We start from the raw sequence: 18,342 nt of genomic DNA, 5'->3' as shown, positions 1-18,342 counted from the left end.
ATGGGCGCCTACAGCTATCGCGCGTTAACAGAATCCGGCTCTGTCACCAAAGGGGTGATGGAAGGGGATTCCGAGCGCCAGATTCGCAGCCAGCTGCGCGCCCAATCCCTGCGCCCGTTAGAAGTAAAAGCCGCCAAGGCGATGCGCACCGACAAGGCACCGTCGCGCTTACAGCGCAGCAGCCATGGCCGCTTGAAAGCACCGGAGCTGTCGCTGTTCACCCGCCAGCTGGCGACACTCGTGGAATCCGGTCTGCCACTCACTGATGCCCTCAAGGCCTGCGCCAAACAGAACAACAAACCCCGCACACAGGAATTGATCCTGCAAATTCGCAGCCGGGTTCAGGAAGGCCACAGCCTGGCCTACGCCCTTGGCGAACACCCACGCAGTTTTGACGAACTCTACCGCGCCACGGTGGAGGCCGGGGAGAGCGCGGGTTATCTGGGGCCGGTACTGACACGTCTCGCCGAATACTGCGAAGCGGGCCAGAACACCGTGCAAAAACTGCGCAGTGCAATGACCTACCCACTGATACTGATGCTGGTGTCCGTCGGCGTGGTTGCCTTTTTGATGACCAAAGTAGTTCCCCAGCTCTTGGGCACCTTCACCCGCCGGGGCCAGGAGCTGCCATTTGTGACAGTTGTGCTGATCGATATCAGTAACTTTTTTGTTAACTACGGCCTGCATCTGTTGGCGCTTATGGCTTTAATGGTTGTGGCCATCAAGCTGTGGCTGCGCAATGAGAAGAATCGCAAACGTTGGCACCGCATGCAGCTGAAAATTCCGGTTATTGGTGAATGGAAGCGCGCACTGGATTGCTCTCGTTTCTCTGCCACCTTGTCTATTTTGGTGGCCAGCGGTGTGCCACTGCTCAATGCACTTCAGATCGCCCGCCAGGTAATGTTTAACCTGGAATTGCGGGAGCGCTGCGAGACGGTGGTGACCATGGTGTCTGAAGGCAGCTCCCTCAACGTGGCCATGGATCGTGCCGAGGTATTCCCGCCACTGCTGGTGCAGATGGTAGCCAGTGGCGAACTCAGCGGTGAGTTGGGGGATATGCTTGCCAGGGCGGCGGACAATCAGGAACGGGAACTGGACTACAAGCTGGCTGCCATGATGTCCATACTGCCCCCGGCCATGGTGGTGTTTATGGGCGTGATTGTGATTTTTATTGTGGCAGCAGTGCTGTTGCCTATATCGGAACAAATCAATTTAATCTAGAGAGCTTTGCTGCAATGAACACTGTAATAAAAGACCGGAAAAAACCCACCAAAAGCGCAGGCTTTACTCTGGTGGAAATCATGGTGGTGCTGGTGATTGTAGCGCTGCTGGCGGGCATGATTGTGCCCAATATTCTCGATAGTGCCGACAAGGCTCGCGTGCAAAAAGTGCAGGCGGATTTTGCCGCCATCAAAACTGCATTGTCTGCGTATCGCCTGGACAATTACACCTACCCCACCACAGAGCAAGGTTTGGAAGCGCTGGTAGATAAACCGGAACTGCCACCGGAGCCGCGCCACTGGAAAAACGGTGGCTACCTGCCGGAGCTGCCTCTGGACCCCTGGGAACGTCCCTACTACTACCAGAGCCCCGGTGAGAATGGCCCCTTTGATATCTATACTCTGGGTGCCGATGGCATTGCCGGTGGCGAGGAAGTGAACGCAGATATTGGCAACTGGCGCGAAGAAGAGCAGTAAACGCTCTACCGTCATTGCGAGCGTAGCGAAGCAATCTCGTGATTTTTCTACCAAAACACAAACCTCAAGGCTTCACCATGGTGGAGCTGTTGGTGGTGGTCACTATCCTTGGTCTGCTTGCCACCATTGCCACGGTAACCATTTTTTCCGATTCCACTCACCAGCGATTGCAGCGCCAAGTGAAAGAACTTCAAGGGCAAGTGGAGTTGATGGCGGAAGAAGCCCAGCTTCACGGCGCTACCTTTGGCCTGTTGTTGAGCCGCGATGAAAACGATATTTGGACCTATCGCTGGCGCCAGGAAATGGAGCTGGCACTGAGAGAAGATAATCAGACCGAAGCGGATTGGTGGTTGCCGCTAAGGGGAGAAGGGCGGGCGTTGTTCCCGCCGGTTAGCTTTCCTGCGGGTGTTGAAGTGGAATTACGCTTTGCCGGTAACGACAGTTTGCCACCGGTGGATATCAATGAGGATGAGCCGGTACCGCAGGTGTTTTTCTACCGCCACGGCGAAATCACCCCGTTTCAACTGCAACTGATCAGCGAAGCTGGTGACAGTCATTTTCAGTTGGAGGCGGATTTGCTGGGGCGTGCGCAAGTGGTGGATAAAATGGATGATTCCTTGTGATGATTTCAGTTTTTAGGGTGCTTCTAAAAATCGTGATATTTTCGCGAGAGCAAGGCGGCGGCGCACGGAGACCCGCAGTGTATAAGGCATACATGAGACTTCCTTTTTCAAAACAGGGAGTACGACGCCAACGCAGCTATCGCGGAAATAGTGCATTTTTAGAGGTGCCCTTAAAGAGCCGTTCAAGCGGCCTGGCTCTGGTAGAGGTGATGGTGGCCCTGGCGGTTGTCGCTATCGCCTTGCCGGCCCTGCTCAGCTCTGTGGAAGCGGGGAGCAACACAGCCGCTCACGTGCGCGATAAAGCCATGGCTCAGTGGATAGCCGGCGATCGCATCACTGAACGGCGCATTCTCCGCCGTCTGGGTCAGACCCAGAAAGACGAAAGCAGTGGCGAAGTAGAAATGGCTGGTCAGCGTTGGCAGTGGCGCACTATTGCCTTGCGAAATACAAATGAAGACTTCCGCACCATGGAGACAACGGTATTCCGTGAGGGCGAAGACCCGCTTGTTACGCTGACGGCGGTAGAAAAACAATGATCATCCAAAGGGGCTTCACTCTGGTGGAAGTACTGGTGGCCATGGCCATCACCGCTTTTATTGGCACAGTTGCCTATGTGTCTTTTGATACCGCCATGGAAGGGGGCGAGCAAAATCAACAAAAGCTGCGCCAGCTCAACACCCTGGATCGGGCCATGAACCTCCTGGAGCGTGATCTGCAACAGGCCATTCGCCGCAGTGTGGTTGTCAATTTGGGCGAACAGCAGTCCGCCTTTGAAGGCATCCCTCAGGCAGACTTGAGTGGCTTTGATGTGTACCTGATGCGCTTTAGCCGGGCTGGCTGGCACAACCCGCAGCAACAACTGCGCAGTGAGCTGCAACGGGTAGGGTACAGACTCGCCGATGAACAGCTGTGGCGTGATCACTGGCCTCACCTGGATATGACGGATGAGGTGCCACCGGTGCAGTTGCCGCTGCTGCAGGGGGTCAAACAGATCAGATTGCGTTATTTGCGCCCGCAAGCGCCACTGTCCTGGGTGCAGGAATGGCCTGTGGGGTTGGCTTCTGGCAATAGCGCAAACGGAGCCAGCGAAGCGCTGCCCCTGGCAGTAGAAATTACCTTGGAGCTGGAGGAATGGGGTGAAATCACACGCCTGTTTATGCTGCCAGCGGCCTGATCGTCAGAAAGGGGTATCGCTGATATTGGCTCTGCTAATCGTGGCGGCAGTGGGCGCTATGGCGGTTTATATGAACAGGGATGTGGAGCGGGGCTTGCGTTTTGCGGAGAATCGCCAGTTTGGTGCTCAGGGCATGCAACTTTTTGATGGTGGCGAAGAGGCCGCCAGCTTTTACCTGAATGAAGACTTGAAAGATAACCAGGTGGATAATCTGGGCGAACCCTGGGCGCAGCCATACAGCTTTCCTCTGGAAATTGCTGTGGTTCAGCTGGCCATGGAAGATATGCAGGGCCGACTGAATATCAACAACCTGCAAGGCAAGGTGGCTGACAGCAATGGCAAGCCACTTCACGAGCGTTTTACTGTGCCCCAGCGCCGTTTTATCCGTTTATTGCAGAGCTTTGAAGAGCTACCAGTGGATCAGAACGAAGCGGTGGAAATTACCGAGGCGGTGATTGACTGGCTCGACCCGGACGACGAAGCCACCGGTTTTGGCGGTGCCGAATCCAGCTATTATCAATCCGCTGCCACACCGGGTTACCGCCCGGCTAACCGGGAAATGCTCAGCGTCAGTGAATTGCGCTTGGTGAAAGGAGTGACTGCGGAATTGTTCCAGTTGGTTGCCCCCCATCTCTGTGCACTGCCTGCGGGTACTCCACTTAACGTCAACACCGCGAATGCCCATGTGCTGAGAACCTTGAATATCAGTGACCAGCTGGCGCCACTTTCACAAGAGGATGGCGATGAAATGGTATCGAAGCGAGGACAAAGCGGCTATGACGATATGGATGCCTTTCTCGATACAGCGTTGTTGTCCGATCTGCTGGATCGGGCCACAAGAGCAGGGCAATTTTTGAGCACTGATGAGTTGAGCGTCTCCACCGGCTACTTTATGCTCAGAACAGAAGCCGTGGTGGCCCAGCGACGCAGCTACGGCCAGAGTTTGTTACACCGCACCGCCGATGGTGTGCGAGTGGTTAATCGCCAGCTGGGTAGCTGGCAGTAATTGAAAACACCGTCATTGCGAGCGTAGCGAAGCAATCCAGCGACTTTTCAATTGCTGATTGCCTTTATGTTAGAAGAACTGGATCGCCGCGCTTCGCTCGCGATGACAGATACCTAAATTTTGCGGATTTTGGAAAATCAGATATGGCAAAACCCCTATATATCCGCCTGACCCGCAACGGTGACTATCAATGGTTTGCCGACGGCGATGTGTTAGGGCGGGGTTCGCTGCAACAGTTGCAGGCTGAACGGGAACTGCTCAGCGGTGCCCGGTTGTGGTTTTTGCTGCCCGGCGACAAAGTGGCGTTGAATCAGTTGCCCTGCAGCACTAAAGAGCGCCGCCACCTGCGTAAGGCGGCCCCTTACGAGCTGGAAGAACAGCTAATCAGCGATGTGGAGCAACTGCATTTTGCGTTTACATCGCCACAGGATGATCAGGTAACTGCCGCTTGTTGCGATCAGGATTGGTTGCAACAACAGCTCGACGCCTTTCAGGAAGCCGGCCTTGAAGTAAACCATATGGTACCGGAACCGCTGATGCTGCCGCAGGTAGAAAATGGCTGGAGCCTGGGGGTCAGTGGTCGCTCCGTTGTGGTTCGTTGCGGTGCCAGCCAGGGGTTTGCCCTGGAATCCCCGTTGATGCCCACGGCGTTGCAGCAACTCAGTGAGCAGCACGAGCCGGAATCCGTATTGCTGCTGGCCGCCAACGATCAACAGTTGGGTCAGCTGCAACGCCTGTTGCCAGAGTCTTTGAGAGAGCGCTGTCAGAGCCGCCTGGAAACCTGGCCGCAGACAGTGTTAGCCGCCGCGGAGCAAAGCCCGGTACTGGATATGCGCCAGGGAAAGTTTTCCAATCACCTGCCGGTGGCGCGTTGGTGGCAGCAGTGGCAGCGGGTGGCGATTTTTGCCGCAGCGGTGTTGCTGGTGTTCGTGGTCGCCCAGGTGGTGCAATACAACCAGGCGAAAACTCAGGGACAGAAAATCGAACAACAAATTGCCCAGACAGTTTCCGAATCTCTGTCGCGACGTATCTCGGGTAGAACTGCAGAACGCCTGCTTAATTCTCTGCGCAGTGAATTGCGCAAGCGCCGCGGCAACAACGGCGGTGGGTACCAATCTCCCACCGCGATTCTGGCAGAAATCATGCCCGTGTTTGCCGCTACTCAGGGCGTCGTGCCGGGCAATATCACTTTTACTGGCCGCAGTGGTGAGGTACGTATTAACTGTTGGGCACCCAACTTTGACGCCTTGCAAAAAATACAGATGGCGCTGGAAAAACAGCGTTATCAGGTACGCTTTACCTCCAGTGCCGATGGCGATGGCCAACAGGGCAACTTCCGTATTCAGCGCGCTGACCGCGCCAACGCAGTGGCGGGGAGGTAAGGATGGCTAACTGGCAACAGTTCGATCGTCGCGAACAGAAAATACTGCTGGCCGGTGGCCTGATAGTGGCGTTGATACTGATTTGGTGGCTACTGGTTAAACCTTTAAACGCTATGGTAGATAACCAGCAAGGCGTCAATGTCAGGTTGGGTAGCCAGCTGCAGGAAGCGCACAATCTGGCGGCGGAATTGAAAACCCTGAAAGCTACTGGCAGTGCGAACATCGACAGTAACAGCCTGATGCGCTTGGTGAGCAACAGTGCCCGCAGCCACAGTTTGGCGATGAGCAATTTCACTCCCAACAGCGACAACAGTGTGTCTTTGCGTTTTGAGCGCGCGGCATTTAACAACTTCGTAGAATGGCTTAATCAGATGGAAGGCGGCCACAATGCGGTGGTGGACAACCTCAGTATTACTCCCACCGGCGACAGCGGGGTCGTCAAGGTGTCGGTGCGCTTGCGGGGCAATGGATGAGTAAACTGAAGTATGCGATCACGCTGGGCGCAGCACTGTTTTTACTCCATGTGATTGCCAACGCACCGGCACATTTGATTCAGTGGTTTATCCCTCAGCAATTGACCTTTCAGGCGGCTCATTACCAAGGCAGCCTGTGGAACGGCAGTGCGCGGCAACTGGTGATGGGTAGCCAGGGAGCTACAGTGGCACTGGATGCTATGAAATGGCGTTTAAAGCCACTTTCTTTACTGACTTTTTCGCCTGCTGCGGAAGTAAATGTCAAACTCGCTGGCAGTGATATTGTCACCGGCGAATTGCAATGGTTGGGTGGGCAGCGCTGGGGCGGCGAAAACCTGGAAGTTAACCTCCCTGCCAACTGGGTTGGGCGCTACGGGGTGGGCTACCCACTGGCCGGCGATCTGTCATTGCAGTTGACGGAAGTGCAAGCGGATGGGCAGCGTATCGCCAGTATTGCAGGCAATGGCAGTTGGCAGCGGGCGCGCCTGGAGTTGGGTGGCCAATGGCTGGGCTTGGGCACTCTTGCTGGTGATCTGGCCATGCAAGGTGAAAAAATCAAACTCAATTTTTTTGACCTTTCCGGCCCCTGGGATTTGGATGGTCAAGTGCTATTGAACCCGGATGGCAAAATGGAAATTAATGGCCTGGTGTCACCGCCGCCGCAAACCGCGGAAAGTATTATTCAAGGCTTAAGCCTGTTTGGAGAGCGCCAGCAGAACGGCAGCTATCGCATTGAGTTCACTTATTAATAGGAAGAGAGTTTAATGCCACGATTTTTACTGATTCTGTTGCTGTTTTCTCCCGCTGCCTGGTGCCAGTGGCACAGTGACACCCAAGCCATTATGGGCACCGAAGTGCGAGTGATGCTGTGGCACGCTGAGGATAAACAGGGCAGGGCGGCAGTGGACGCGGTAATGGCGGAAATGCAGCGCATTGACGCCGCTTATAACCCCTGGGATAAACAGAGCGAACTCTACCGGGTTAACCTGCATGGTGCCAAAGGTCTGGTGTCTGTATCGGCGGAGATGATCAAACTGCTGGATAAAGGGCTTTACTATGGCCGTTTGACTGATGGCGCTTTCGATATCACTTTTGCTTCTGTGGGTCACGGCTACGACTATCGCACGGGCAAAAAAGCCACCCAACAGCAACACAATGAGGCGGTGATTGACTATCGCCTGGTTACCCTGGATCGTCAGAAGAAAGCGGTCAGATTTGGGCACCCCAATATCAAGGTTGATCTGGGCGGCATAGCCAAAGGTTACGCTATCGACCGGGCCGTGGAATTACTTGGGGAGCAGGGCATTGAGCACGCCAGCATCAGTGCTGGTGGTGATACCCGGTTGCTGGGTGATCGCCGTGGCCGCCCCTGGGTAGCGGGCATTAAAAATCCCCGCGGCACAAAAAATGAGATTGCCATCAAACTGCCACTGCAGGATGAGGCACTGTCCACATCCGGTGACTACGAGCGCTTTTTTATCGACGAAAACGGCGAGCGAATTCACCATATTCTCAACCCCAAAACCGGTTATTCCGCCAACGGCATTACCAGTGTTAGCGTGATTGGCCCCAACGGTTTTGACACCGATCCACTGTCTACCTCAGTGTTTGTTATGGGTGTGGAAAAAGGTTTGCAGTTGATCAACTCGCTGGCGGATTTTGAAGCCATTATTATTGATGAATACGGTATGACCTTTTATTCGCAAGGCTTGGGTGAGCCTTAACATAGGCTTTTCAAATTGTGGCCAATTAACTTATTTCAGGAGATGAAAATGCTAAACCGTTTATTGATAATGCTGCTGTTGTCTGTTTCTGCTGTTGCAGCCTTTGCAGAACCCAAGCTGCTTGACATTGATGTTCGCACCCTGGCAGGAGATAAGACAGTCAATCTGGCGGAGACCTACAACGGCAATGTTGTTCTGGTGGTCAATGTAGCCAGCAAATGCGGTTATACCTACCAGTACGAACAGCTTGAAGCGACGTACCAGAAATACCGCGATCAGGGTTTGGTTATTCTCGGTTTTCCCAGTAACGACTTTAAAGGCCAGGAGCCCGGCAGCGAAGAAGAAATTGCCCAGTTTTGTCGTTTGACCTATGGGGTGCAATTTCCCATGTTTGAGAAAATGTCAGTGAAAGAGGGCGGCGATGTGCACCCCTTGTACCAACGCCTTGCGGATCAGAAAGGTTACCCAAAATGGAACTTCTTTAAATACCTGATTGGTCGCGATGGAAAGCTGATAGAAATGTACAACAGCAAGGTTGAACCAAATTCAGAAGAGTTGGTGGTTGCCATTAAAAAAGCGCTTGCTTCGTAGTTTTGTTTGAACAAAGCATAAATACCCGGAGCAATTGATGCGCTTGCTGAATAACTGATGCAAGTTGCTGGAAGTCTCTTTGAATTCATCTTCCGAGTTGAAAGGCGAGGTTTCGGCCAGAGAATAATCATATGAGAAAATATTGCGCCCTGTGTACATTCCTCTTGTTTTTCACCATGGCGCCGTGCCTGTCCGCACATAATTCTGCGCAAGAAAATTCCCCTCTTGACCGCGCCCAGGCTTATTTTGATAGCGGCGATTGGGTAAAAAGCGAGCAAATCATGAGGGATTTGCTAAGCAAAGGTAGCGATGTAAAAGCAGAGCTTGCCTATGGTGCCATGTTGAGGCATAGAGGGCGGTTTACTGAATCTCTTATACAATTTCAGCGCAGCTTTGAACGCTATCCTGACGTGCAGCTGGCTCATGGATACCTGCTTAACGCCTACGTCATACTTGGCCGGTTTTCAGAAGCAAGGGAATTATTTGAAAGGGTAATTGCTGAAAAAGGCTTTGATTTTATGTTCGGCACCGAAGCGTATTTTATCGCTCTGGCTGCCGATGGCCGTATGCAGGAAGCGCGCAATTTTGCAGCCCGACAGGGCTTTGCTCCACTGGTAAGAATGCGTTTCGATTTTTACTTGAATCGCATAGATAAAGACCCTGATGCTGGCAAAAAACTGATTGTGGCCACCCTCGCAGAAATCAAGGAAAGTGGAAAAGTGCGTTATGCTCAAGTAGAGAATTTGCTCATGGCTGGCGATTTGGAAAAGGCGCGTTACTACGCCAGTAACATCCCAAAAACCTTAAACCTGAAAATGATGTTGTACCTCAGTGATGAAGTTGATCAAAGATGTTTGGCTTTTTATCCCGATATGTTGCCGTTACTGAATGACCTTCCCAAAGTGCGTGAGAACTTTCTCAAAAATGGGCGTAATCTGGAGGTTGACGCGATGCAAAAGGAGGTTGGAGGGGAACTTTGACACTGTCGTTATCTTCAACGGAGGAGTTTCTATTTAACATTTGAGCAAATAGTGGGTTGCTACAAGTTACTTAAGTGAGGGATTCCAAATCGCTAACTCAATGGCAGTTTAACGCTAAAGCACGGTCCTGAATTATCCTCCAAATTAAACACTTTAATTGACCCGCCGTGATGTTCAGCAATCACCCTGGCCACATACAGCCCCCAGTCTGCGGGCATTTCGAAGTATGTTCAAAAAATAGATAGCTGCCTGGTAATTCTCTATCGTAATCACAGCTGCCGAATCTTCACCAGAAAATTATTTACCCTCTAGTGAGGGGGTGGATGGTTTCAAACGTGTTATCGGTATGGGTTGTTGAATGTTGTTACTAGTCAAGCTAGAGATAAAAGTGGAGATAGGCATTGCCAAAGCAGGCTGTCACTAACATCGTTGATTTTGCCAACCGGCGCGCTGAATCACAGGAACAGGTGCTCGATAGGCTGTTTCGTGAGCACGGTGGGGCGTTGCGTGGGTTTTTGAGGGCGCGCCTCGGTGTCGGAGAGGATTTGGAGGATGTGGTGCAAGAGGTGTTTATCCGCCTGGCGCGCCTGGATGATCTGGCTTCCCGGCTCCCCATCAATGGCTCCAGCAATCGTTCGTTTATCTATACGGTTGCCAACAACCTGGTGGTGGATATGGAACGTCGCAAAGCCCACCAGCGGCGCTATGCGGAAACCCAGAAGTCCCAGAAGCAGGATGAGGATAGCCATTGCCTGGCTACCCCGGAATCCATCGCTTTGGCCCACGACGAGCTGGAGCAGCTTAAACGGGTTATTTTGGGCCTCAAGCCTACATGGCGCGACGCCTTTATTCTGACCCGAATTCAATCTCTGAGTTACAAGGAAGCGGCGCAACGGATGAATGTTACCGTAAAGCAGGTGGAAAGATTTTTGAAAAGCGCGCTGATTCAAGTGCGCAAGGCGTCCATTGGTGTATCGGATGGAGAGGGAAAATGATTAACAAGTTCAAGAAAATGCTGGCTCTTGAAAAGTCCTCTGAAGATATCGTCAAGCTGTACGCCGACGAGGTTACCCCTGAGGAAAAGCAGCGAATTAGCAACTGGAAAAACGAATCGCCGGAATACGCAGATCATTTTTTAGCCACTAATCACCTGATTTCTGATCTGGAAATTCTGGCTTCCGATGCCGATATACAGGCGGCTGTATCGAGCAGTGATAAATCTGTGCCGGTGAGCCAAGGCAGCCGCAAAGGCTGGCAGTTTATGGCGGTTGCGGCCTCCTTGCTTTTGGCCGTTGTTGTGGTTTTCCAACTTTGGCCTGAGCCAAAAAGCATTGAGGCTCAGGTGGACCGCTATGTCACCAGAGTCGGCGAGCAGAAGTCGATTACCCTTGAAGATGGTACCAGCATTAATCTGAATACAGCGACCGAGCTTCTGGTGATGTATACAGCCAATAGCCGAGAGGTGACATTGCGCCGTGGTGAGGCTTATTTTGATGTGGTCAGTGATCCAGGCAAACCTTTTACTGTGGCTGCCGGAGCGCGCTCTGTTACCGTCTTGGGCACTGAATTTAATCTCTACCGGGCGCCGGACAAACTGAAACTGGCGGTGACGGAGGGGTTGGTGTCTATCCACGACTCCGAAATTCAGGGGTTCACGGGAGAGGCTCTTACGCTACCCAAAGATGGCAGTGAGCAGTTGTTGCCCAGTGCAAGTCAGTACCATGTGGGCGTGGGTGGCGTTGTGGAATTAGATGTGAAGTCAAATGCGATGACAGCCAATTACAGCGAAAATTTGAGCCGGTTAACCAGCTGGAAAAAAGGCGTTGTTCGTTTTGATGCGGCACCATTGTCAGACGTGGTGAAAGAGCTTAACCGCTATTCGGGTAAGAAGATTCTTATCGAAGATGCCGACGCCATGGCTTTGCGACTGTTCGCGACCATTCACCTGGACCGCATTGATGATGCCATAGACGTTATCGAAATGAGCTTGCCTATTCGTGTTGTCAGGCACTTTGACCGAGTGGTTATTTCAAAAGATCCAAATTCTTCCAATTAATTTTCTCCAAAACGAGGGGCGCGCTTCTTTGAAGCGTGTTCTCTGTGTCTGCTTTTGCAACAAAGTATTAAACGCTGGCAGGCAATAAGGTTGAGCTTGATTTGATAGGGCTTAAACCGGAATAACTATTATCAAGGGTGGAGAAATAATGAAGAACAGCAAAGCAACTTTTAAAGCCAAGCGGCTGGCTGTCGGCATCAGTGCCGCGCTTGCATTGACGCTGGCCTGTGGTGCTCAGGCATCAGAAAAGACAATCTCGCTGGAAATTAAAAGCCAAAAAATTGGCAGTGCTTTAATGGAATTTGGTGAGCGTGCCGGGGTGCAGGTTATCCTGCCACAGGAGTTGGGCTTGAGCGTCAATTCCCGGGGAATCAACGGCGATTACTCTATTAATTCCGCCCTGGATGCGCTCTTGCAAGGGTCGGGTTTAACTTATGAATTCGTTTCAAACGATTCGGTTCTTATTAAGGCAGCTGCCTCTAAAGATGAGGGCAGCAGTGATGCTACGGAATTGAACGAAGAGAGCTTCGAGCAGGTGGTGGTTACTGGTTCTCGTATTGCCCAGGATCAATCACTGGAAGCCGCCAGTCCGGTGATGAGTATTGGCAGTGCAGAGATCAAAACGTCAGGTCAAATTGATTTAGGCCTGTTATTGCGTGAAGCTCCTCAGCTGCAGAGCTCTCAGCCGGCTTCGTTCTCAGCTTTTAACGGCACTCCGCTGGGCGCCAGCCTTTTGGACTTGCGCAACCTGGGTGCCGAACGCACCTTGGTGGTTGAGAACGGCCGGCGTCATGTCTCCGCCATCGAGGGTGAGGCTTCCGTGGATGTTAATACCATCTCAACCGCTTTGCTTCGTAATGTTGAAGTGCTTACCGGCGGTGCCTCGGCGGTCTACGGCGCCGATGCGGTCACCGGTGTGGTTAACTTTAATATGCGCAAAGGCAGTTCGTTTGACGGCGTTGAAATCCGTACCCAAACAGGCATTTCTGCCGATGGTGATGCCAATGAATTTTTTCTCTCTCTGGCCAATGGTTTCTCGTCGGACAGAGGTGACATGGTATTTGCCATAGAGTATCAGCAGGCCAGTTCGATTGCCGCTGGCGACCGCGACTTCGCGGGGTCCGGCATATACAGTTTTGTGACCAATACTGCATTTGACGAAAGCGACCCCAACAGCGCTAGAAATATATGGCTTCAAGATGTGCGGTTGCCAATCTCAAGCGGTGCCGGGATTATTTCGCTCAGTGGCAGCGCCTTTGATGATGTTGTTTTTTCTGATGGTGTTCCCGGCTGTGATTTCCCAATTGGTGTCAGCACACTATTTCCCGCCTGCCAGGTGGTGGGCAGCGATGGTCAACTGCGTCTCTACAACCCCGGCGATGTATTTCTCGATGGTTTTAATGGCAGTGGTGGTGACGGCTCAACCATTGCCCCCGACAGCGAACTGTTGTTGCCTGAAAGCGATCGGATATTGTTCCAAACCGCCGGCAGTTATGTGGTCAATGATTATGTGAATTTTTTTGGCGATGCCAAATTGGTGTTTAGCAAAACCAGTGAAAGCGATCAGGTGAATGGCTTTAACGATAATATTCCCATTGCTTTGGATAACCCGTTTATTCCCGACGAGTTGCGCAGCCAACTTGATACCCTGCAAGCGGAAGGGGCGGTGCCAGACGTGGATTTCGCCCTGGTTATGTCACGGGATATGCTGGATGAGACCGTCAGGCCTGAACCGGTCGCCGAGCGCAGCACCTTTCGCTTGGTAGTCGGTGTCGATGGCTCTATCCCAAATACCGATATCAGTTATGAAGTGGCTTACAACTATGGCCGTACAGATTCTGATATCACCGTCAGGTCGCGTCTGGAAGATCGCTTTTTCGCCGCGATTGATGCGGTCAGGGATCCTGCAAGCGGCGAGATCGTTTGTCGCTCAGAACTGGACCCCACTGCCGTACCGCCCACGTCGTCGTTCCCTGCGGTCAATGATAACTTTGGCTTTAATACCTTTGTGCCCGGTCAAGGCAACTGTGTGCCGGTAAACCTGTTTGGCGCCAATTCTGTCAGCCAGGCAGCGGCCGACTGGATTTACCAACCAGAAACAGCGCAAAACCAGATCGAGCAAGAGAATATCCTTGCGGTTATGTCTGGCACCACCACCGATTTGTTCGAGCTGCCCGCCGGGCCGGTCGGTTTTGCCCTTGGATATGAGTGGCGCCGGGAAAGCAGTCAGTTTACCCCGAGCGGTTTTTCCGCACTGGGTGTAACCTCCAGCACACAGGATTCACAGGGCGGTGCAACTTTGCCGTCTAATGGTGAGTATGATGTTTCCGAGTTCTTTGTCGAGGCGCAACTGCCACTGTTAACGGGCAAGCGCTTTGCCGAGCGCCTGGAGCTGCGTACCGCCTACCGGGCATCTGACTACGAGCCCTATGGTGATACCGACGCCTGGACTCTGGGTGGGGTGTGGTCACCGATCGAGGAGCTGACGTTTAGAACAACGCTGTCGGAAGCGGTTCGGGTGCCCAATATTGGCGAAGCATTCTCGCCGAGAACCTTAGACACTATTGAAGCGTTCCAGGATCCATGTAATCAGGCCTTTATTCGGGCTGGTTCTGATTTCCGCGAAGCCAACTGTATCGCCCTGATTGGTGACTCGGTGGCGGACGGCACTTACAATTCAAGTGATTTCTTGTCTGCTTTTGTCGCCGGTAGTGCCAGTGGCAACCCCAATCTGGATCCAGAAGAGGCGGAAACCTTAACAGTCGGTGCGGTGTGGAATCCAACCGATGGTTTGTTTAATGGTTTGGTGGTTACTCTCGATTACTACAACATTGAAATTGATAATTTGATTACCACCCTGTCTGGTTTTGAAGTGGCTCAAAATTGTGTCGATGCGGTAGATATCAATAACCCGTTCTGTGCCGCCGTGCAACGGGATGCTACTGATGGATTTATTACCAACTTCCAGACGGGTTTTATCAATTTCTCGTCCGTAGAGAGTTCAGGTGTCGATTTCCGCCTGGATTATGGCCTTGATGTTGCCAATGGTTACCTGGATCTAACCGTCAATGGCACCCGCTTTATCAAGCACGAGGAAGCTCGTGATCAGTCACAGCCGGATGAAGTAACTGATGTACTTGGCATCTTTGGTCGTCCGGAATTGATCGTCAATATGAATGCGGATTATGCAATTGGTGATTTTGTGATTGGCTGGAGCGGTCGCTTTGAAGATGAGCAGTTGCTGCCGGGTATTGAAAATCAGGACATTGCCAATGACCCCCGATTTGTATCCATCAGCTCGGCAGGGTCATCTCTGGTGCATGATTTCTCTCTGTCATATGACTTTAATAACACAATTCAGGTGTTTGGGGGCGTTAACAATGCGTTTGCAAAAGATCCACACTTTGCCTCGCTTTCCCGTCCAGCGGGCCCTCGCGGTCGTTTCTTCTTCCTAGGGGTTAATATGAGTATTTAGTAGAAAGTCAGGTATTTGACTAATACTTAATGACCCCCAATTAAAAACCGCCTTCCTGGAAGGCGGTTTTTTTGAGTCGGAATTTTGCTTGGGTTTTTTACTGAGTGTTGCCAGAAGTGTTTCAATGAGTTTATCCCAGCGGCAAACGCACACTAAAACAAGGCCCGGAGCCATCTTCCAAATTAAACGCTTTAATTGACCCGCCGTGATGTTCAGCAATTACCCTGGCTACATACAGCCCTAAACCAAAGTGCCCCGGTGTTTTGTCCCGCCTTTTTGAGTGCATCATCTGGAACAGGTTGGGGATTTGTTTTTCGTCAATGGCTGGCCCCTGGTTGATAACCTGAAGTTCGCACAGCTCACGATTAACAAACAGGTTGATGGTGATTGGGGCATCCTTTTCACTAAAATCTCTGGCGTTGTCCAGCAGTTTGTCCAACAGTTGTTCTATGTGCATATCCGAGCCCTGGAAGGGCACAGAGTCGCTGTCCATATTCAACAACAGCTTGTGATCCGGGCTCAGCTTTTGCTGGTTTTCCACATAGGCACTGAGCATGGCGGCCAGGTCGAATTCAAAAATATCTTCGGCATTGAGCGCTTCTTCCAGGTTGGCGGCGTCCGCCAGTTTGCCGATTAACACGCTGATGCGCATCAGGCCACGGCGGGCACTGTCCAGATAGGTACTGTCTTTATCGGTAAGTTGTTCCCGCTCCAAATTGTCCAGTGACGTACTGATGGTGTTCAGCGGGTTGTTGATCTCGTGCCTCAGGGTGCGGGGAATATTGGCGAGAAATCCCTGGTGCTGGTTGAGCTTTTCCAGCGCCAGGTTGATGTTGCGGGCCAGGTCGCCAATTTCGTCGCCAGCGCGCAGGTCTTTGGAAATACTGATGCCTTGCAGGCGCCCGTAGTCATCGATTGAGGTATTGGTTTCCCGCCCCAGGCGGCGAATGCGCCAGGCCAGGCGGGCGGCGAACAACAGCATGGCCACGACAATGGCGATCAGGCTGAGCAGGGTGCGCTCTGTCACTCTTTCCAGAGATTTACTCTGCTGCTGCAGCACCTGGTGGGTGCTTTGTTCCAGCAGCACCACACCGATGACCTGATTGTCTTCGCTTCGGATGGGCGAAGCGGCGCTGATAATGCGGGTTTTCTCATCCAGTGAGTCGCGGTTGTGGGTAGTTGCCCGGTTATCGAGAGCGTCCACCAATATGTTATCGCTGCGGCTGCTGGTCAGGCTGGGGTCGTAGTCTTCAATATCCCCTCTGGGAATGCCGATCAGGCGGTCAGTGGCGCGGGAGATAATGCTGTCCCACAGGTTACCAGCGCTTATGGGCAGGTCGTCCGTGGTCATGTAGGGGTTGTCATCCGCGAGTTCACCGCTATTGGCGCGTACTCGCAACTCGCTGTCGAGAATCCAGATGCGGGATGAGGTTTGTGCGATGCTGTCGAGAATGGTCTGCAGCTGCGCCGAGCGCAGTACCATGGGGCTGTAAGGGTTGCCATCGATGGTGTCGAAGGTGCCACTCAAAGTGTTGATTTCCTTGCGGCCTTCTACCTCCCAGGCATCCGCCACCGCAACCCCTAGGTGACCGTCGCTGATCATGTTCAGGGGGATGCGAAATTCCAGTCGGTAGTCGTTGTCACCGCGGCGTATAAAACCCTGTATGCGATAGTCCGGCAGCCCCCGATCGGTGGCATTGACCCACTGGTTGTCCATAAAGTAGGTGGTGGTTTTGCCGTTGCCTTCCCAGACGATTTGGGCGCGTTGCTCAACTCCTTCCCGGTCGCGGAAATACAGGCGTACATGATCCGCATGGTTGAGGCGGTTGTAGCTGGGATCGCGATTGACAGAGGTACTGTCGTTTGCTTCCAGCAGTCCGTAAAGGTTGCCGTCCCGTTCGCCCAGTACAAGATGAAAATTACTGTAAGGCTCCGATTTCAATGTCAGGCCGTGAGTGCTCCATTCGTCGTCATCCGCATCCAGCCGAATATCTGACTGCAACGGATAAATGGGCAGGGTGGCGTAGCCTTCGAGGGTAGGTGGCGTGTCGTTAAACAGTTCATCGCGGCCGTAGAGTAGGGTGGCGATGCCTTGGGCTGTCATTAACTGCGCTTGCTGCTGACCACCTACCAGAAAGTTTTTCATGGCGCGCAAGGTCTGGGTTCCCAAGTAGGGAATTACCAGTAGTACCAAGCCCAATAAAATCAGCTTGGTACTGAGACGTGGGCCGCGCAGTTTGCTCACAGCAGAAATTCCAATGGTGGTAACGCGGTAACGGCGTTATTTTCTGTGACACGCTGTGAATACATCCATGTAAGCTCGTCGCCAGCATCCATGCTGGCGGCGGTCACAGAAAACAACTCCATTACCGCGTCAGCAGATTCTTCACTTCGCCCAACGATACCCAAACCCATACTCGTTTTTAATACAGTCAAACTGATCGTCCAGCTGGCGGAATTTTTTGCGGATATTGCGCATATGAGTATTGATGGTGTTGCTGGTCACATAGCTCTGAATGGTGGACTTCATCAGGCTATCGTAGGTCACCGCTTCACCGGGTACACGCAGCAAGTGGGCCAGCAGGCGGAATTCGGTGAGCGTCAGATCTACTCGCTCGCCACGCCAGGCGGCCTGCATCGAGCTTTCGTTAATGCTGAGGTCGCCGAGGTTTTTGGCGCTGCCCTGACTTTCCGGGGCTGAGCGCACTTCTTTCAAACGCAGCAGGGAGGCGACCCGTTCGGCGAGAAAAGTAGCGCTGATGGGCTTGGGTTGATAATCCCAGGCGCCCAGACGCAGGCCGGAAATTTTGTCGATTTCATCCACTCGCTCGGTGAGAAAAATAATCGGTAAATCCGGGTTTTGCGCCAGCAAGTCGCGGCACAACATAAAGCCGCCATCCACTTCGCTTTCGAGAATAATATCCAGTACCGCCAAATCAGGCTGGCGCTCCTGAATACCTTTCAGGGCGTCGCTGCGATTGGCGTAGGCGGTGGTTTCAAACCCTTTGTTTTCAATGGCGGCGCAATAGTTGCGGCGCTGGTCGGCATCGTCTTCAACAATGGCAATGGAGTAGCTCATAGGTATCCCTAACACTTTGTATCAGCCTGTTTGCGGCCATCCTATCACAATCGCCAAGCACTCTTTTCAACTCCACGATTTG

Annotated in this window: 17 protein-coding genes; 15 read left to right on the top strand and 2 right to left on the bottom strand. The window is 52.6% G+C overall.

Annotated elements, in window-relative coordinates:
- From gspF to QSV34_RS00130, 15 genes are all read left to right on the top strand, one after another.
- Positions 1 to 1,221: a type II secretion system inner membrane protein GspF gene (gspF, locus tag QSV34_RS00200; RefSeq protein WP_289150942.1), complete on the top strand. Its 1,221-nt coding sequence runs from the start codon at positions 1 to 3 to the stop codon at positions 1,219 to 1,221.
- A gap of 14 nt (positions 1,222 to 1,235) precedes the next feature.
- Entirely contained in the window at positions 1,236 to 1,697 is a 462-nt protein-coding gene (gspG, locus tag QSV34_RS00195; RefSeq protein WP_289150940.1) for a type II secretion system major pseudopilin GspG, read from the top strand.
- Positions 1,698 to 1,735: 38 nt separating this feature from the next.
- Positions 1,736 to 2,320, top strand: a complete 585-nt coding sequence (gene gspH / locus QSV34_RS00190) for a type II secretion system minor pseudopilin GspH (RefSeq protein ID WP_289150938.1) — start codon at positions 1,736 to 1,738, stop codon at positions 2,318 to 2,320.
- Positions 2,321 to 2,484: 164 nt separating this feature from the next.
- Positions 2,485 to 2,856, top strand: a complete 372-nt coding sequence (gene gspI / locus QSV34_RS00185) for a type II secretion system minor pseudopilin GspI (protein ID WP_289150936.1) — start codon at positions 2,485 to 2,487, stop codon at positions 2,854 to 2,856.
- Positions 2,853 to 3,494, top strand: a complete 642-nt coding sequence (gene gspJ / locus QSV34_RS00180) for a type II secretion system minor pseudopilin GspJ (protein WP_289150934.1) — start codon at positions 2,853 to 2,855, stop codon at positions 3,492 to 3,494. The genes gspI and gspJ overlap by 4 nt, the downstream gene beginning before the upstream one ends.
- Positions 3,457 to 4,500 (top strand): type II secretion system minor pseudopilin GspK, encoded by a 1,044-nt coding sequence (gene gspK / locus QSV34_RS00175; protein ID WP_289150932.1) that lies wholly within the window; start codon positions 3,457 to 3,459, stop codon positions 4,498 to 4,500. The genes gspJ and gspK overlap by 38 nt, the downstream gene beginning before the upstream one ends.
- 143 nt (positions 4,501 to 4,643) lie before the next feature.
- Positions 4,644 to 5,882, top strand: a complete 1,239-nt coding sequence (gene gspL / locus QSV34_RS00170) for a type II secretion system protein GspL (protein ID WP_289150930.1) — start codon at positions 4,644 to 4,646, stop codon at positions 5,880 to 5,882.
- A gap of 2 nt (positions 5,883 to 5,884) precedes the next feature.
- The gene (locus tag QSV34_RS00165) at positions 5,885 to 6,355 is read left to right on the top strand and encodes a type II secretion system protein M (RefSeq protein WP_289150928.1); all 471 of its coding nucleotides are present in this window, start codon (positions 5,885 to 5,887) and stop codon (positions 6,353 to 6,355) included.
- Positions 6,352 to 7,104, top strand: a complete 753-nt coding sequence (locus QSV34_RS00160; RefSeq protein ID WP_289150926.1) for a type II secretion system protein N — start codon at positions 6,352 to 6,354, stop codon at positions 7,102 to 7,104. The genes QSV34_RS00165 and QSV34_RS00160 overlap by 4 nt, the downstream gene beginning before the upstream one ends.
- A gap of 15 nt (positions 7,105 to 7,119) precedes the next feature.
- Positions 7,120 to 8,079, top strand: a complete 960-nt coding sequence (locus QSV34_RS00155) for an FAD:protein FMN transferase (RefSeq protein ID WP_289150924.1) — start codon at positions 7,120 to 7,122, stop codon at positions 8,077 to 8,079.
- A gap of 48 nt (positions 8,080 to 8,127) precedes the next feature.
- Complete coding sequence (locus QSV34_RS00150) at positions 8,128 to 8,670, top strand: glutathione peroxidase (protein ID WP_289150922.1); 543 nt, start codon at positions 8,128 to 8,130, stop codon at positions 8,668 to 8,670.
- A gap of 131 nt (positions 8,671 to 8,801) precedes the next feature.
- On the top strand, positions 8,802 to 9,650 hold the full coding sequence (locus QSV34_RS00145) for a tetratricopeptide repeat protein (RefSeq protein WP_289150920.1): 849 nt from the start codon (positions 8,802 to 8,804) through the stop codon (positions 9,648 to 9,650).
- A gap of 401 nt (positions 9,651 to 10,051) precedes the next feature.
- The gene (locus QSV34_RS00140) at positions 10,052 to 10,645 is read left to right on the top strand and encodes an RNA polymerase sigma factor (protein WP_289150918.1); all 594 of its coding nucleotides are present in this window, start codon (positions 10,052 to 10,054) and stop codon (positions 10,643 to 10,645) included.
- Complete coding sequence (locus QSV34_RS00135) at positions 10,642 to 11,706, top strand: FecR family protein (RefSeq protein ID WP_289150916.1); 1,065 nt, start codon at positions 10,642 to 10,644, stop codon at positions 11,704 to 11,706. The genes QSV34_RS00140 and QSV34_RS00135 overlap by 4 nt, the downstream gene beginning before the upstream one ends.
- Before the next feature lie 148 nt (positions 11,707 to 11,854).
- Complete coding sequence (locus QSV34_RS00130) at positions 11,855 to 15,181, top strand: TonB-dependent receptor domain-containing protein (RefSeq protein ID WP_289150914.1); 3,327 nt, start codon at positions 11,855 to 11,857, stop codon at positions 15,179 to 15,181.
- Between the two features lie 130 nt (positions 15,182 to 15,311).
- Here QSV34_RS00130 and QSV34_RS00125 read toward each other — a convergent pair whose 3' ends face one another.
- Positions 15,312 to 17,426: an ATP-binding protein gene (locus QSV34_RS00125; protein WP_289150912.1), complete on the bottom strand. Its 2,115-nt coding sequence runs from the start codon at positions 17,424 to 17,426 to the stop codon at positions 15,312 to 15,314.
- A gap of 141 nt (positions 17,427 to 17,567) precedes the next feature.
- Complete coding sequence (locus QSV34_RS00120; RefSeq protein ID WP_289150910.1) at positions 17,568 to 18,260, bottom strand: response regulator; 693 nt, start codon at positions 18,258 to 18,260, stop codon at positions 17,568 to 17,570.
- Positions 18,261 to 18,342 lie beyond the last annotated feature (82 nt).

The sequence above is a fragment of the Porticoccus sp. W117 genome (assembly GCF_030341905.1).
Lineage (GTDB): Bacteria > Pseudomonadota > Gammaproteobacteria > Pseudomonadales > Porticoccaceae > SCSIO-12696.
This window is presented reverse-complemented; position numbering and strand designations above follow the sequence as displayed.

What these genes read in the sequence shown, in the direction of transcription:
- QSV34_RS00135 (WP_289150916.1), top strand. Translation starts at nt 10,642, where the DNA reads ATGATTAACAAGTTCAAGAAAATGCTGGCTCTTGAAAAGTCCTCTGAA.
- gspF (WP_289150942.1), top strand. Translation starts at nt 1, where the DNA reads ATGGGCGCCTACAGCTATCGCGCGTTAACAGAATCCGGCTCTGTCACC.
- gspJ (WP_289150934.1), top strand. Translation starts at nt 2,853, where the DNA reads ATGATCATCCAAAGGGGCTTCACTCTGGTGGAAGTACTGGTGGCCATG.
- QSV34_RS00160 (WP_289150926.1), top strand. Translation starts at nt 6,352, where the DNA reads ATGAGTAAACTGAAGTATGCGATCACGCTGGGCGCAGCACTGTTTTTA.
- QSV34_RS00155 (WP_289150924.1), top strand. Translation starts at nt 7,120, where the DNA reads ATGCCACGATTTTTACTGATTCTGTTGCTGTTTTCTCCCGCTGCCTGG.
- QSV34_RS00150 (WP_289150922.1), top strand. Translation starts at nt 8,128, where the DNA reads ATGCTAAACCGTTTATTGATAATGCTGCTGTTGTCTGTTTCTGCTGTT.
- QSV34_RS00130 (WP_289150914.1), top strand. Translation starts at nt 11,855, where the DNA reads ATGAAGAACAGCAAAGCAACTTTTAAAGCCAAGCGGCTGGCTGTCGGC.
- QSV34_RS00165 (WP_289150928.1), top strand. Translation starts at nt 5,885, where the DNA reads ATGGCTAACTGGCAACAGTTCGATCGTCGCGAACAGAAAATACTGCTG.
- QSV34_RS00145 (WP_289150920.1), top strand. Translation starts at nt 8,802, where the DNA reads ATGAGAAAATATTGCGCCCTGTGTACATTCCTCTTGTTTTTCACCATG.
- gspG (WP_289150940.1), top strand. Translation starts at nt 1,236, where the DNA reads ATGAACACTGTAATAAAAGACCGGAAAAAACCCACCAAAAGCGCAGGC.
- QSV34_RS00120 (WP_289150910.1), bottom strand. Translation starts at nt 18,260, where the DNA reads ATGAGCTACTCCATTGCCATTGTTGAAGACGATGCCGACCAGCGCCGC.
- gspL (WP_289150930.1), top strand. Translation starts at nt 4,644, where the DNA reads ATGGCAAAACCCCTATATATCCGCCTGACCCGCAACGGTGACTATCAA.